Source organism: Alkalicaulis satelles (assembly GCF_008630495.1).
Classification (GTDB): domain Bacteria; phylum Pseudomonadota; class Alphaproteobacteria; order Caulobacterales; family Maricaulaceae; genus Oceanicaulis; species Oceanicaulis satelles.
This window is the reverse complement of the sequence record NZ_VWOJ01000002.1, coordinates 512,419-526,110: the sequence shown is the minus strand read 5'-3', so window position 1 is coordinate 526,110 and position 13,692 is coordinate 512,419. Positions and strand designations below refer to the sequence as shown.

Annotated in this window: 13 protein-coding genes; 4 read left to right on the top strand and 9 right to left on the bottom strand. The window is 67.4% G+C overall.

Annotated features, from left to right (window positions below):
* The first annotated feature begins 11 nt into the window (after window positions 1-11).
* A complete protein-coding gene (locus F1654_RS14100) occupies window positions 12-143 on the top strand; it encodes a hypothetical protein (protein ID WP_269844607.1) in 132 nt (43 codons plus the stop codon).
* A gap of 16 nt (window positions 144-159) precedes the next feature.
* Here the strand turns inward: F1654_RS14100 and putA are convergent, their stop codons facing one another.
* A complete protein-coding gene (gene putA / locus F1654_RS08135; protein ID WP_150023025.1) occupies window positions 160-3,321 on the bottom strand; it encodes a bifunctional proline dehydrogenase/L-glutamate gamma-semialdehyde dehydrogenase PutA in 3,162 nt (1,053 codons plus the stop codon).
* Between the two features lie 188 nt (window positions 3,322-3,509).
* On the opposite strand from putA, the gene F1654_RS08130 reads away from it, so the two are divergent.
* Window positions 3,510-4,586: a glycosyltransferase family 4 protein gene (locus tag F1654_RS08130; RefSeq protein ID WP_150023384.1), complete on the top strand. Its 1,077-nt coding sequence runs from the start codon at window positions 3,510-3,512 to the stop codon at window positions 4,584-4,586.
* Between the two features lie 22 nt (window positions 4,587-4,608).
* On the opposite strand, the gene F1654_RS08125 is transcribed toward F1654_RS08130, so the two are convergent.
* Both F1654_RS08125 and F1654_RS08120 read right to left on the bottom strand, forming a co-directional pair.
* On the bottom strand, window positions 4,609-6,072 hold the full coding sequence (locus F1654_RS08125; RefSeq protein ID WP_150023024.1) for an ABC transporter permease: 1,464 nt from the start codon (window positions 6,070-6,072) through the stop codon (window positions 4,609-4,611).
* A 3-nt stretch (window positions 6,073-6,075) separates the two neighbouring features.
* Window positions 6,076-7,020 carry an ABC transporter ATP-binding protein gene (locus tag F1654_RS08120; RefSeq protein WP_150023023.1) on the bottom strand — a complete coding sequence of 315 codons (945 nt, stop codon included), beginning with the start codon at window positions 7,018-7,020 and terminating at the stop codon, window positions 6,076-6,078.
* A 119-nt stretch (window positions 7,021-7,139) separates the two neighbouring features.
* Between F1654_RS08120 and F1654_RS08115 the strand changes: the two genes are divergently transcribed.
* Entirely contained in the window at window positions 7,140-7,550 is a 411-nt protein-coding gene (locus F1654_RS08115) for a DUF1499 domain-containing protein (RefSeq protein WP_199200510.1), read from the top strand.
* Here F1654_RS08115 and F1654_RS08110 read toward each other — a convergent pair.
* The 5 genes from F1654_RS08110 to F1654_RS08090 form a co-directional block, all read right to left on the bottom strand.
* Window positions 7,526-8,023 (bottom strand): DinB family protein, encoded by a 498-nt coding sequence (locus F1654_RS08110; RefSeq protein ID WP_150023021.1) that lies wholly within the window; start codon window positions 8,021-8,023, stop codon window positions 7,526-7,528. The genes F1654_RS08115 and F1654_RS08110 overlap by 25 nt on opposite strands.
* Window positions 8,024-8,348: 325 nt before the next feature.
* Window positions 8,349-9,674, bottom strand: coding sequence for a bifunctional folylpolyglutamate synthase/dihydrofolate synthase (locus F1654_RS08105; protein WP_150023383.1), 1,326 nt, complete (start codon window positions 9,672-9,674; stop codon window positions 8,349-8,351).
* Window positions 9,675-9,688: 14 nt separating this feature from the next.
* Window positions 9,689-10,321, bottom strand: coding sequence for a glutathione S-transferase family protein (locus F1654_RS08100; RefSeq protein WP_150023020.1), 633 nt, complete (start codon window positions 10,319-10,321; stop codon window positions 9,689-9,691).
* A 69-nt stretch (window positions 10,322-10,390) separates the two neighbouring features.
* Complete coding sequence (locus F1654_RS08095) at window positions 10,391-11,002, bottom strand: hypothetical protein (protein ID WP_150023019.1); 612 nt, start codon at window positions 11,000-11,002, stop codon at window positions 10,391-10,393.
* A 152-nt stretch (window positions 11,003-11,154) separates the two neighbouring features.
* Window positions 11,155-11,748: a hypothetical protein gene (locus tag F1654_RS08090; RefSeq protein WP_150023018.1), complete on the bottom strand. Its 594-nt coding sequence runs from the start codon at window positions 11,746-11,748 to the stop codon at window positions 11,155-11,157.
* Between the two features lie 168 nt (window positions 11,749-11,916).
* Here F1654_RS08090 and zapE point away from each other — a divergent pair, with 168 nt between their 5' ends.
* Window positions 11,917-13,017, top strand: a complete 1,101-nt coding sequence (gene zapE / locus F1654_RS08085) for a cell division protein ZapE (RefSeq protein WP_150023017.1) — start codon at window positions 11,917-11,919, stop codon at window positions 13,015-13,017.
* Here zapE and F1654_RS08080 read toward each other — a convergent pair.
* A complete protein-coding gene (locus tag F1654_RS08080; RefSeq protein ID WP_150023016.1) occupies window positions 12,990-13,676 on the bottom strand; it encodes a DUF1013 domain-containing protein in 687 nt (228 codons plus the stop codon). The genes zapE and F1654_RS08080 overlap by 28 nt on opposite strands.
* Window positions 13,677-13,692: the final 16 nt, after the last annotated feature.

Below are 13,692 nucleotides of genomic sequence, written 5' to 3'. Positions count from 1 at the left end.
TCACGCCGGGCATGACGGTGGACAATATCGAAGGCGCCGCAGTGGTGACGGTGGATGGCCGGCAGCGGCTCCATCTCATCTCCGACGACAATTTCAGCGCCTCCCAGCGCACGCTCCTGATGAGCTTTGATCTGCCGCAATAGGGGTGGCGCGCGCTCCCTACAGGTTTAACAGCTCCGGGTCCCCGCCCTGGGCGGCGATATTGACCGTGACAGCGCGCTCGGCGGCGAAGCGGACGAGATAGTTCGGCCCGCCCGCTTTCGGCCCTGTGCCTGACAGGCCTTCCCCGCCAAAGGGCTGGACGCCCACCACCGCGCCGGTCATGGAGCGGTTGACATAGAGATTGCCCGCCGGCACCGCCGCACGCACCGTTCCCACGAACCGCTCCAGACGCGAGTGCACGCCCAGCGTCAGCCCATAGCCCTTGTCGGCCAACTGGCGGGAGAGTTTGGGCAGGTCGGCGCGCTTGTAGCGCAGCACATGGAGGATGGGTCCGAATTTCTCCTCGGTGAGCTGGTCCAGGCTGTCGATCTCTATGAGCGCCGGGGCGAAATAGCGGCCCTTCGCCTTGAGATCATCGCTCAGGGGCGCGCGGTGCAGAACGCGCGCGCCAGCGGCGGTGATGGCCTCGACATGCTCTTCCAGCATGGCGCAAGCGTCGGCATCAATGACCGGACCGATATCCGTGGCCGGATCGGACGGATCGCCCAGGGTCAGCGCATTCATGGCGCCCTTCAGCCCTTCGATCAGGCCGCCAGCGGTTTCCTTCGGAACGAACAGCAGGCGCATGGCCGAGCAGCGCTGTCCCGCCGATCCGAAGGCGGAGAGGATGGTGTCGTCAATCACCTGTTCCTTGAGGGCCGAGGTGTCGACAAACATGGCGTTGAGCCCGCCGGTCTCGGCGATCAGCGGAATGATCGGCCCGTCCTTGGCCGCCAGCGCCCGGTTGATCAGGCGCGCCACCAGCGTCGAGCCGGTGAACGCCACACCCTCAATATGCTCCAGCCCGGTGAGCGCAATGCCCACATCCGCCCCGCCGGGCAGGAGATGGAGCGCATCTGCGGGCAGGCCGGCCTTGAGATAGAGTTTGACCGCCTCGAACGCGATCAGCGGGCTTTGCTCGGCGGGCTTGGCCAGCACGGTATTGCCCGCCGCCAGCGCTGCGGCGACCTGGCCGGTGAAAATCGCCAGCGGGAAGTTCCACGGGCTGATGCACACAAACACGCCGCGACCGGAGAGCTCGAGATGATTGGTCTCGCCCGCCGGGCCGGGCAGGCGCGCGGGGCCGGCGAACTTTGTTTCAGCCTCGGCGGCGTAATAGCGCAGGAAATCCACCGCCTCGCGCACTTCGGCCACGCCATCGGACAGCGTCTTGCCGGTCTCGCGCGCCATCAGGGCGATCAGGCGGTTGGTGTCGGCCTCCAGCGCATCGGCCATGGCGCGCAGAACGTGCGCGCGTTTGGCCCCGCCCAGCGCGTTCCAGCCCGGCTGGGCGGCGCGGGCCGCTTTCAGCGCGCGCGCGATATCATTCTTGTTCGCTTCGCGCAGGCGCACCATGGGGAAAGAGAGATCAGCGGGGCTGGAGAGGGTGAGCTTGGCGTCTTTCGTCAGCGCTTCGCCGCTGATCACCGGGCCGCACGGCCAGGGCGCCCTGGCGTCAACGTGTTTCTGGGCGTCTGCGAGCGCGGCGCGCACCCCGGCCTGTGTGAGATCGGTTCCCGCCGCATTGACCCGGCCGGCGCCGTACAGCGCGGGTGGCGCCGGGATGAAGGGATGGCGGTCCAGGCTTGCGGCCGCCTCGAACGGGCCGCGCGCCACGTCGGCGGCGGGCACGTCCGGGTCCAGGAAGCTGTGCACGAAGGAGGTGTTGGCGCCGTTCTCCAGGAGGCGGCGCACCAGATAGGGCAGCAAATCTTCATGACTGCCCACCGGCGCGTAGACGCGCACGCGGTTCATATCGCCATAGGATGCGGCGGCGGCGTTATAGAGCGGCTCGCCCATGCCGTGCAGGCGCTGGAATTCGTAATCGGGCCCGCCTGCTTCAGCGGCCAGTGCGCGCACGGCGGCCAGGGTGTGGGCGTTATGGGTGGCGAACTGGGCGTAGATGGCGCCGGGCGCGCCCAGCATCAGGCGCGCGCAGGCCAGATAATTGAGATCGGTGGCCGGCTTGGTGCTCCAGACCGGAAAATCGGGATGGCCCGCGATCTGGGCGTATTTGATCTCGGTGTCCCAGTAAGCGCCCTTGACCAGGCGCACCATGAGGCGCCGGCCGCTCAGCTCCGCCAAATCGATCAAACGTTCGATCACTGATGCAGCGCGTTTCTGATAGGCCTGCACGGCCAGTCCCAGCCCGTTCCAGCCCGCCAGGGAGGGCTCATGGGCCAGGCGTTCCAGAATATTCAGCTGCAGCACCAGCCGGTCGGATTCCTCGGCGTCGAGGCAGAAGCCGATATCGGCCGCGCGCGCGGCTTCAGCCTGTTCCAGCACCATGGGATAGAGCTGGTCCATCAGATCGGCCAGCTTGACCATGTGATAGCGCGGGTGCAGGGCGGAGAGCTTCACGCTGACCCCGTCGACCTGCTCCACCGGCCCGTCCTGGCGCTTGGCGGCGACGGCGGCGATGGCGCCCAGATAGCGCTGATGATAGCGCGCGGCGTCCTCATGGGTGCGCGCGCCCTCGCCCAGCATGTCGAAGCTGAATAGCGGCGCGATGCCGCCGGCGCTCTTCCACGCCCGCCCGCGCTTGATGGCCCCGGCCATGGTGCGCCCGAGCACGAATTGCTCGCCCAGAATGCGCATGGCCTGACGCACCGCGCCGCGGATCACCGGCTCGCCCATCTTGCCGGTCAGGCGCTTGAAATAGCCCGCCGGGTCGCGCTTGGCCGCCGGGTCCACATCCACCAGCGAGCCGGTGAGCATCAGGCCCAGCGTGGAGGCGTTGACCAGCCAGCTGTCCGACTTCCAGGCGTGTTCGGCCCAGGCGCCGGAGCCCAGCTTTTCCGCGATCAGCGCGTCGGCGGTCTTGGCGTCAGGCACGCGCAGGAGCGCCTCGGCCAGGCACATCAGCGCCAGGCCCTCCTTGTTGGACAGGCCGAACTCCTGGAGGAAGCTTTCCATCAGCCCGGCTGACCGCTTGGCGCTGCGCGCGCGCTCCACCAGCGCCACCGCCGCTTCGCCCACGCCGGCCCGGGCGCGCGCATCCAGCCCCACAGCCGCGTCCAGCTTCCGGGCCGCTTCGCGCTCATCTGTAAATTTCAGGACGTCCAGCAAGTCCCAGTCGATTGCGGCGGGGCGCGGGTAAGCAGCGGCGGGTGCAGCCATGACGTGAACCTCCCAACGAGCGTTTTTATAGGCGACATTGCGCACGCGCACCGCCGCCACGCAAGTGAATCACGCTCTGGCCCCGCCCCTGCGGCGCCGGGATCGCTTCGCCTTGGCGGGAAAACGCGCTAGACACCGGCCTTGCTTGTGAAAACAGGGCCGGAGCCTGCCTGATGGACGATTCACCGCTGCGCATCCTCGTAGTCACCGATGCCTGGGAACCCCAGGTCAATGGCGTGGTGCGCACCCTGTCGCGCACGGTCGATGAGTGCCGGGCCATGGGCCATGAGGTGGAGGTGATCCATCCCGGCCTGGGTTTCCGGACCATCCCGCTGCCCACCTATCCCGACATCAAGCTGGCGCTGGGCGCGCGCTCCGATCTCGAGGCGCGCTTCAAGGCGTTCGAGCCTGAAGCCATCCATATCGCCACCGAAGGCACGCTGGGCCATGTGGCGCGGCGCATCTGCATGGACTGGAAGCTGCCCTTCTCCACCAGCTACCACACCCAGTTTCCCGAGTATGTGAACGCGCGCTTCCCCTTCATCCCGCTCTCGGCGGGTTATGCCTTCATGCGCCGTTTCCACAATGCCGGCAACCGGATGATGGTGGCCACGCCCACCATGCGTGACGAGCTGGCCAAGCGCGGCTTCAACAATATCACCGCCTGGACGCGTGGCGTGGACACCGAGCTGTTCCACCCCGGCAAGCGCCATATGGACGGCGAAAGCGTCTATGCCGGCCTTGAGGGGCCGGTCTTCGCCTATATCGGCCGGGTGGCGGTGGAGAAGAATATCGAGTCTTTCCTCAAGACCGATCTGCCCGGAACCAAGGTGGTGGTCGGGCCCGGCCCCCAGCTGGAAGAGCTCAAGCGCAAATATCCCGATGTGGTGTTCCCCGGCGGCAAATCGGGCGTGGAGCTGGCGCGCTATTTCGCCGACGCCGATGTGATGGTGTTTCCCAGCTTCACCGACACGTTCGGCCTGGTGATCCTTGAGGCCATGGCCTGCGGCACGCCGGTGGCGGCCTATGTGGCCCCGGGGCCGAAGGACATCATCCCCGGTTCCGGTGCGGGCGCAGTCAATGATGATCTGCGCACGGCCTGCCTGGAAGCGCTGACCATGGACCGGGCGCGCTGCCGCGAATACGCCGAAGGCTTCTCCTGGCGCAATTGCGCAGAAGAATTCGTGCGCAATCTCAAGCCCCAGCCCCGCCCCGAGCGCAAGCGCTTCTGGCGGCGGCTGCGCCGTCTGCGCAAGCGGGGCTAGCTGTTTCGGAGGCGAGCGGGCATCAGCTCTTCTTGCGCCCGAACCGGAACCAGCGCTTGAAGCTGTCGGCGTCAGCCTGGCGCAGCGCGCCCTGGCGGAACACGCTGGCCGCACCCCACAGCACCAGGGCGGTGGTCGCCACCATCAGCGCGCCGGAACCAAGGAGCTCCCACAGGGGCGGTTCCGACGGCAGGCGCGCCATCATCAGGAAAGGCGTCCATAGCGGCACCCAGCTGGCGGCGCGCACCACCAGGGAATCGGACGCCTCCAGCGAGAAGAACAGGAAAAGGAGCGGCAGAATCAGGGTCCAGATCACCGGCCCCATCAGTGTCTGGGCGTCCTGCAGCGTGTCGCACAGCGAGCCCAGCGCCAGGAAGATCGCGCCGAACATCAGATAGCCGGCGATGAAGAAGACGAAGGCGGCCAGCAACAGGCCGGGATCGGCGATGGCCAGCAATATCTCCATCAGGCGCGGATCCACGCCCGCCAGCATGGTCCCGGCGAACACCGCCAGCCCTGCGCCCACAAGGCCCCAGACCGCAAACAGGGTCATGGACACCGCCGCCACACCGGCCAGTTTGCCGATCAGAATGTCCTGGAAGCGGGCGGTGGACAAAAGCACCTCGATGATCTTGCCGCCCTTCTCCTCGATGAGGCTGGTCAGGAGCATGTTGGCGACCGAGAACACCGCCATCCACAATACGAAGGCCATGATCACCGCGATGACGAAGGGCGCGCGGTCGGCTTCGGTCACTTCCGCATCCGCCGCCGCGCCGGGGCGCGCGTCCAGCGTGGTCACTTCCGGACTCAAGGTCAGCAGGCCGCGGGCCTCGTCGGCGCTGAGGCCGAGATTGACCAGCGCGTCGCGGCGCAAATACTCGCGCACATGGCCGGTGATCTCGCTGCGCAGGCCCGTGCTGGTCAGATTGGCCGAGAGATAGTCGATGGCCACCGAGCGGGTCTCGTGGGGACGCAGCACGAAGACGGCGAACAGGGCGCGTTCTCCCTCGGGCGTATCCACTGTGGCTTCGCCGGTGAGATAGGGGCGCAGATCCTCCAGCGTGGCGCCCGGAGCGCTCACCATCACGCTGCGCGCGCCCGCCGCCAGTGCGGCTTCGGCGCCGGTGAGGCCCGCCGCGTCCAGCGCCTCATCCAGGCCAGAGAGCCCGTCAGGGTCGGAATCGAACGCCTCCAGGGCGGCCTGCGCCGCCGCGTCGCCGCCCGTGGTTCGGGCCATCATTTCCAGATTGTCGCGCACCGCTTCGCGCCGTCCGGCGTTCTGGGCGTCGCGGATCACCTGATCCAGGCCGCGCCCGGTCTCGTCGATGACGGCGAAATAGCGCACCGGCTGGGAGCCCTCGATCAGGGCGGGCACGCCTGCGCCGATAGCAGCGAAGACCGGCACGGCCAGCAGCGACAGCCAGAAGCCCCAGGTGGCCACATAGGAGAGATATTCCCGCCGGGCGATCAGAAACAGCGCGCGCATGGCTCAGGCCTCCACCGGTTCAGGACGGGCGGCGTCCTCGCCCACCAGCGCCACGAAGGCGTCATGCAGATGGGCCCGGCGCGGCTCGAACCGGGTCAGGCGCACGCCCGCGTCCACCAGGGCGCGCAGGACGCCTTGCGCGTCCGCGCCGGGCGCCAGGGCGAGCCGCCAGATCACCGAGCCGTCCTCCTCGCCCATGCGCTCCAGCGCGCCCAGGCCGGACAGCACGGTTTCCAGATCATAGTCGGCAGGCGCGCCCAGGATGATCTGGCGCGGCACGCGGGCCAGCGCCTCTTCGACCCGGCCGTCAAACACTTTCTGGCCGCGCGCCATCAGGATGATGCGGTCGCACAGGCGCTCGGCGTGCTCCATCACATGAGTGGAGAACAGCACCGTGCGCCCGGCCTCGGCCTGGTCGCGGATCACCTGTTCCAGCAGGGCCTGATTGACCGGATCAAGGCCGGAAAACGGCTCGTCGAGAATGATGAAGTCCGGCTCATGCACGATGGCCGCGATGATCTGGACCTTCTGGGCCATGCCCTTGGACAATTCCTTGATCTTCTTGCGTCCCGCATCGGCCAGGCCGAAGCGCTCCAGATAGGTGCGCGCGCGCTTGCGCGCCTCGCCTGCGGGCACGCCCTTGAGCCGGGCGAAGAAGACGATCACGGCTTCAGCGGTCATCTTGCGGTAGACGCCGCGCTCTTCAGGCAGGAAGCCGACCCGGTCCATGCCGGCGGCATCGGGCGCCTGGCCGAACAGGCGCGCGGTCCCGGTATCAGGCGTGATCACGCCCAGCGACATGCGCAGCGTGGTGGTCTTGCCCGCGCCATTGGGGCCCAGAAATCCGGTGATCTCCCCGCGGCGCGCCCGGAACGACACGTCGCGCACTACCGTGCGGCCGCCAAAGCTCTTGGTCAGGCCGTCAACCTCAAGGGCGTATTCGGTCATGCAGTAATAGTCCCCGGCCGGTGCGTCGAAGCGCGCTGTTTAGGGTGGTCCGCGCGCCATTTCCAGTTAAGTCTGTGACAGAAACCCCATCAAGCGCCATGTGCGCCTGGAGCCCTGCCATGACGCATGATCCCGCCCCGCTCGATTTCGCCAGCCTGGTCCCGGACGCCCACCCGCGCCGCTTTCTGGTGCTGCCGCCGGGTTTCCAGGCCAGGGCCGAGCCGGATGCGGTAAGCCCGGTGTTCGCCATGGCCCCGCAGGCGCTGATGGCGGCGCTGGACTCGATCGCGCTGGGAGAGCCGCGCACGCAGCGCCGGCGTCAGGACGGCGGCCAGGCCGAATATGTCCAGCGCTCGAAAGTGTTCCGCTTTGCCGACCTGATCACCCTGCAGGCCTTCGCGCACGAGGGCGGGTCGGCGCTGGCGGCCTATTCGCGCGCGCAAGTGGGATATTATGATTTCAAGGTCAATCAGCGCCGGCTGGAGCGCTGGATCGCCGCCGCGCGTCAGGCGGACGGCAAGGCGAAATAGAGCAGATCCAGAGCCGGCGGTTCGGCCACCCCCAGCTGGCGCAGGATATGGGTGGCCTGGCCGCGGTGATGGGTCTGGTGATTGAAGACATGAGCCAGGATCACCTTCACCGCCAGTGACTTGGCCTCGCCGCGCGTATTGCCGTACTCCAGCACCCGCTCCAGCGCCGCTGCGTCCAGGGAGCCCACATAGGCGATCAGGCGCTGGTCCTCGGCCTCACGCGCCGCGCGCAGCTCTGGGAACTGGGCATAGGGCTCCTCGTCCAGGCGCGCGGGCAGCGGCCCCTCGCCGGTCAGGCGATGCAGCCAGATGCGGTCAGCGGTCAGGATATGACCCAGCGTGCCGTGCAGGCTGCGGAAATACGCCCTCACATCCTTCTTGCGCTCGGTGTCCTTGAGCGCCGTGGCCGCGTCGTAAAGCCGGGCATTGGCCCAGGCGTTATAGGCCGCAAAGCGTTTGAAATGGTCCAGCACGAGGGGGCATTCCTTCACATCATCAAGCTGTCAGATACAGCCATAGCCCATAACCGGGCCGGGTGCGAAGCCCCGCGCGCCAGCGCGCAGCCAGATCATGACGCCTTTGCGGCAGGCTTGTGACGGCAATGTTGCGGTGCGGCAATTTTGCATGGCTGCTATCCTCTGGCGGCCTTGAAACCCACTGGGCGGGCGCGCATATACATCCCCGAACGGCGGGTTTTCCGTCTTTCCCCTTTGTGCATACCGTCTCCTCCCCGAACAGGTATGCTAAACTGGGCCGGTCACCGCGATCTGCGGGACCGGCCCTTTCTTTTTTGCGGCCCTAACCCGGCGTGGCCTGCACGCGGTCCCCGCCCTCCAGCGCCAGCACCTCGCCGGCCAGATAGAGCGAGCCGCAGATGACGATGCGCGGGGAAACATAGTCTTCCAGCGCGTCATGCACCGCCTCGATCAGCCCCGCGCAGGTCTGGGCGGGAAGGCCCGCGGCGCGCGCGGCCTCAGCCAGTTCCTGGGCTGTGAGCGCGCCTTCGCGTCCGCCGGAGAATGTCACCGCGATCACCCGGGCGGCCAGGGTGGAAAACCAGCGCAAGAACGCTTTTGCGTCCTTGTTCCTCGACATGGCGCAGATCAGCACCAGCGGGCGCTCGCGCGCCGCCTCCATCTCGCCCAGCGCCGACGCCAGCGCTTCGGCGGCGGCGGGGTTATGCCCGCCATCCAGCCACAGCTCGGCCTGACCGGCTTGCGCGATATCGGCCAGCGGGCCGGATGTCAGGCGCTGCAGCCGGGCCGGCCAGCGCGCATTCGCGATTCCCGCCCGCACAGCGTCCTGCTCATAGCCGCATGCGCGCGCTGCGGCGGCGGCGACACCCGCATTGACGATCTGGTGCGGCCCCAGGAGTCCTGGCGCGGGCAGATCCCAGAGCAGGTTCTCGGCCTCATAGACCAGTCCGCCATGCTCGGGCCGGACGGTGAAATCACGCTCCCACACGGTCAGCGGCGCGCGCGCCTTCGCGGCGGCCAGCTCGATCGCCCGCATGGCCTCGGGCGTCTGGGGCGCGCAGATCACCGGAACGCCCGGCTTGATGATCCCGGCCTTCTCGCCTGCGATTTCGCTTATGGTCTCGCCCAGAAAGCCCTGATGATCGAGACCCACAGGCGTGATCACCGTGCATTGGGGGGCGGCGATCACATTGGTGGCGTCCACCCGCCCGCCAAGGCCTGTCTCCAGGATCACCCGGTCGGCAGGCGTTTCGGCGAACAACAGGAAGGCGGCGGCGGTGGTGATCTCGAAAAAGGTGATCTCCGCTGCGCCATTGGCCGCCTCACAGCGCGCAAAGGCGTCGCGCAGCCGGTCATCGTCCACGACCTGGCCGGCCAGCACGATGCGCTCGTTGAAGCGCACCAGATGGGGCGAGGTGTAGACATGTACGCGCTCGCCGGCCGCCTCGCCAATGGCCTTGAGGAAGGCCGCGGTGGAGCCCTTGCCATTGGTGCCCGCGATATGGATCACGGGCGGCAGGCGCAGATGCGGATCGTCCAGCGCGGCCAGCAGCCGGTTGATGCGCTCCAGCGACAGATCGATGGATTTGGGGTGCAGGCGCGCCAGGCGCGCCAGCCCGGCCTCGATGGTCTCCGCGCCCTGGCTCATCATCAGCTCGCTTTTTAGTCCGCGCTGGCCCTGATCCAGGCCGGGCGGGTCTTGATGCGGCCGAAATAGGCTTTCACCGGCTCCGGCGCGCCGTCGAACTGTTTCACGATCTTCAGAAGATAAAGCATATAGCCCACCGAGATGTCCGCCGCCGTGAAGCGTCCGGCGGCCAGCCATTGGCGCCCGTCGCCCAGGCCCCGCTCGGATATCTGGACCAGCTGGCGGTTCACATTGGCGATGGCCCACTGGGCGAGGCCCGGATTGCGCTGCTCTTCGGGCAGAAGGAAGGTATGGGCCAGCGTCAAATTCACCGACATGGACATGGTGCCTTCAGCAAAATGCAGCCATTCGAGATAGCGGCCATAGTCGGCCTCGTCCGGCGTCACGGCCAGATCGGTGGGGCCATGCTTGGTGACCAGGTATTCAAGGATGGCGGTCGATTCCAGGATCACCTGATCGCCGTCCTTGAGCGCAGGCACTTTCTGCATCGGATTGACCGCCCGGTAGGCGTCCCCGCCCACATTGCCCCGGTCGAAGGCCACGCGTTCGAGCGTATAGTCCAGGCCCATCTCCTCCAGCGCCCAGCGCGGGCGGATGGAGCGGGTCATGGGGGCGTGAAACAGGGTCAGATCGGGACGGGCGGACATGGGCGCACTCCTGCGGTGGAACCGGGCGCGCACTTCACTGCAATCCGCCCCGCCCGGCAAGGCGCGCTCTCAGAACGGCCGCGCGCCCAGCGCCAGCAGAACGATGATCGCGCTGATGGCCAGAATGATAAGGCCTAAGCGCAGCGCGCCCGCGACGCTGTAGAGGCCTGAAGCCTGAGAGACGCTCTTGCCGGCATCGGCCTCGCTGGCGGACTCAGTCTCCATCGCCCTGGCAAGCCCGCGCAGCTGGGAATGGGGATGCATCAGCGGGTCCAGACCCTCGGCCAAGGTCTGCAGCTGTCGCAGTTGAGGGTTGGTCTCAGGGTTCGGATTTCGCTGCGCGATGACCGCCATGATCGCCAAAGTGCGCCCGGCGAAACGGACCGGATTGCTGTGTTTCAGGCGCCAGGCTTCCAGATGCGGCGCATACTGCACAAAGGACAGGATAGAGCCCGCCACGGCGATCAGCACCCCAAGCGCCGCGCTCTGCATGGATATGAGGAAGAGGGCTAAGCCGATCAGGGCTGCGGTCACTGCAGCCCATACCCCGGACACGCCGCGCCGGAGGGACAGCCAGCGCATGGTCAGCGCCTCGCGCGCCACGGCCGTGGCGAGCGCAGACGAGAAGCCCGCCGCTACAAGCTGGGCGATCTCCCCGTCATTCAGACCACGCTGGAACATTCACCCCTCAAGCGTCCATCGTTCAGCCGGGCCGCCTGACAGGAGCCCGCGCGTAACGGCTGCGATGAGGGCGGGACCGAACTCTGCAGCAGCGCGCTGCATGGGCCCTTCATGGGTTGCGCCCGGGCTCGCCATCTCAATTGCATCCTTCTTCAGAACGGCCGCGCGCCCAGCGCCAGCAGGACGATGATCGCGCTAATGGCCAGGATGATCAGGCCGAAGCGCAGCGCGCCCGCGATGCTGTAGGGGCCTGAATCGCGTGAGCCGTCCTTGCGGGCCTCCTGCGCCAGACGCCGGGCGATGAGGCTGAAACTCGCCCAGCCGCTGGCGCCCCGCACCGCTTCGGCGTGGGCTTGCAGGGCGAAGAACGGATCGCTGGTTTCGGGCTTGGTCAGCCCGGCGGCCCTGAGTACGTGGGCGGCGAGCATGCGCGCCGCCCAGCGTGGCGGATCGGAGGATTTGGGTAAGTTGATCTCGTGGTCGGCCATAACCGAGACTGCTTGCAGCCCTATGGCCAGCACCGGTATGGCGAGGCTGCCCCATAGACCTGTGGCTTGCCATAGCGAGCCGACAGTGACCGCCCCGATAATGCTGACAATCCACCATATTGCCGCGGCTCCCGACCGCTTCAGAAACAGCCAGCGCAGGCCTTCGGCTTCACGCACAATCATTTGCACGGCTTCGGGCGGAAATCCCGCCGCCTCCAGCAGCGCAATTTCAGTCTCATTCAGGCCGCGCTGGAACATTCACCCCTCTCCCGCGCACACTGTGCAACCGGGACGCTGCTTTGCCAAGCCGGGCGGGGCAGGGTAAGCGGGGGGCATGCGCCGCATTGAACGCCCCGCCCTTCTGATCCTCGCCGCCGCGCTGGCCGCGGCCCTGATGGCCGGCGCCATATTTGTCTGGCTGGGCGCATGAGCGTGACTGATGCGCTGGACGCGGCGGTGACCGCCGGGCGCCTGCAGCCCGATCCGGCCCAGCGTGCTGCAGCTGAGCGCTTGAGCGCGCTCGCCCGCGATATCGCGCGCTGGAAAGGCGGCGGCGCGCGTCTTGTCCCCCGGCCTGCGCCGCGCGGGGTGTATCTGTGGGGCGGGGTGGGCACGGGCAAGTCCCTGATGATGGATCTGTTCTTCGAGACCGCCCCGATCGCGGCCAGGCGCCGGGTGCATTTCCATCACTTCCTGCAGGAGCTGCAGGCGCGCATCACCGCCGAGCGTGCACGCAAGCAGTCCGACCCGCTGCCGCGCGTGGCCAAGGCCATCGCGCGCGAGACCCGGCTCTTGTGCTTTGACGAGCTGCAGGTCACCGATGTGGGCGACGCCATGGTGCTGGGCCGGCTGATCGACCATCTGTTTGCGGCGGGCGTGGTGCTGGTGGCCACCTCCAACCGGGCGCCGGACGAGCTCTACAAGGGCGGCATCAACCGCCAGCTCTTCCTGCCCTTCATCGCCGCCATCAAGGCGAAGCTGGACGTGATCCGGCTCGATAGCGGGCGCGATTACCGGCTGGAGCGGCTGGAGGCCGCGCCGGTCTATTACACACCGCTGGGTCCTGAAGCCGATGCGGCCATGGACGCGGCCTTCGAGCGCCTGACCCTGGGCGCACAGCCGCGCCGTGATGCGCTGAGCGTCAACGGGCGCACGCTGGAGGTTGCGCGCGCGGCGGCGGGCGTGGCGCGATTCAGCTTTGAGGACTTGTGCGCGCGCGCCCTGGGGCCGGCGGACTATCTGGCCATCGCCGAGCGGTTTCACACCGTGATGATTGACCACGCCCCGCTGCTGGGTCCGCGCAAGCGCGATCAGGCCAAGCGCTTCGCCACGCTGGTCGATGCGCTTTACGAGGCGCGCGCCAAGCTGGTGATGAGCGCCGGGGCGGAACCTCACGCGCTCTATACCGAGGGCGATTACGCCTTCGAGTTCCAGCGCACGGCCTCACGCCTGATGGAGATGCGCAGCCATGACTATCTCGCCGCCGAGCGGCGGACGGTTCAGTCGTCGGCGTCGTCGTCCTCATAGCGCGAGCCGCGCTTGGGCTTGCCAAACAGCTCGTCCAGCGTGGTCGGCGATGAACTCACGGGCGCTTCGTGCTCTTCGGCAGGCTTGAGCACGTCCTCTTCCACCTTCACCGTGCCGTCCTTTTCCATCTGGGCGCGGCGGGCCGAGGCCTTGGTCACCTGGGCGTCCAGATCGATCTGGGTGCACAGGCCCAGCGAGACCGGGTCGGTGGGCTTGATATTGGCCGAGTTCCAGTGCTCGCGATTGCGCACCGACTCAATGGTGGATTTGGTGGTGCCGATCAGCTTGGAGATCTGGCCGTCGGTCAGCTCGGGGTGATTGCGCACCAGCCAGGCGATGGCGTCGGGCCGGTTCTGGCGGCGCGACAGCGGGGTGTAGCGCGGGCCCTTGCGAGTGGTTTCCTGATACTCGGCGTATTTGGGCTTGCTGGCCTGCATGCGGTAGGCCGGATCGGCCTCGGCCTTGTCCAGCTCCTCGCGCGCCAGCTGGCCGGCGGCCACCGGATCGGAGCCGCGCACGCCCGCAGCCACATCCCCGTCGGCGATGCCCTTGACCTCGAGATGATGCAGGCCGGTGAAATCGGCGATCTGCTCGAAAGTCAGGCCGGTATTGTCCACCAGCCAGACCGCCGTCGCTTTGGGCATGAGAATGTCAGCCATGTCGTCAAACCTCGCT

Excerpts from the sequence above, each read along its gene's own strand:
- F1654_RS14100 (WP_269844607.1), top strand. The coding sequence starts at position 12 with ATGACGGTGGACAATATCGAAGGCGCCGCAGTGGTGACGGTGGATGGC.
- putA (WP_150023025.1), bottom strand. The coding sequence starts at position 3,321 with ATGGCTGCACCCGCCGCTGCTTACCCGCGCCCCGCCGCAATCGACTGG.
- F1654_RS08125 (WP_150023024.1), bottom strand. The coding sequence starts at position 6,072 with ATGCGCGCGCTGTTTCTGATCGCCCGGCGGGAATATCTCTCCTATGTG.
- F1654_RS08120 (WP_150023023.1), bottom strand. The coding sequence starts at position 7,020 with ATGACCGAATACGCCCTTGAGGTTGACGGCCTGACCAAGAGCTTTGGC.
- F1654_RS08115 (WP_199200510.1), top strand. The coding sequence starts at position 7,140 with ATGACGCATGATCCCGCCCCGCTCGATTTCGCCAGCCTGGTCCCGGAC.
- F1654_RS08105 (WP_150023383.1), bottom strand. The coding sequence starts at position 9,674 with ATGAGCCAGGGCGCGGAGACCATCGAGGCCGGGCTGGCGCGCCTGGCG.
- F1654_RS08100 (WP_150023020.1), bottom strand. The coding sequence starts at position 10,321 with ATGTCCGCCCGTCCCGATCTGACCCTGTTTCACGCCCCCATGACCCGC.
- F1654_RS08095 (WP_150023019.1), bottom strand. The coding sequence starts at position 11,002 with ATGTTCCAGCGTGGTCTGAATGACGGGGAGATCGCCCAGCTTGTAGCG.
- F1654_RS08090 (WP_150023018.1), bottom strand. The coding sequence starts at position 11,748 with ATGTTCCAGCGCGGCCTGAATGAGACTGAAATTGCGCTGCTGGAGGCG.
- zapE (WP_150023017.1), top strand. The coding sequence starts at position 11,917 with ATGAGCGTGACTGATGCGCTGGACGCGGCGGTGACCGCCGGGCGCCTG.
- F1654_RS08080 (WP_150023016.1), bottom strand. The coding sequence starts at position 13,676 with ATGGCTGACATTCTCATGCCCAAAGCGACGGCGGTCTGGCTGGTGGAC.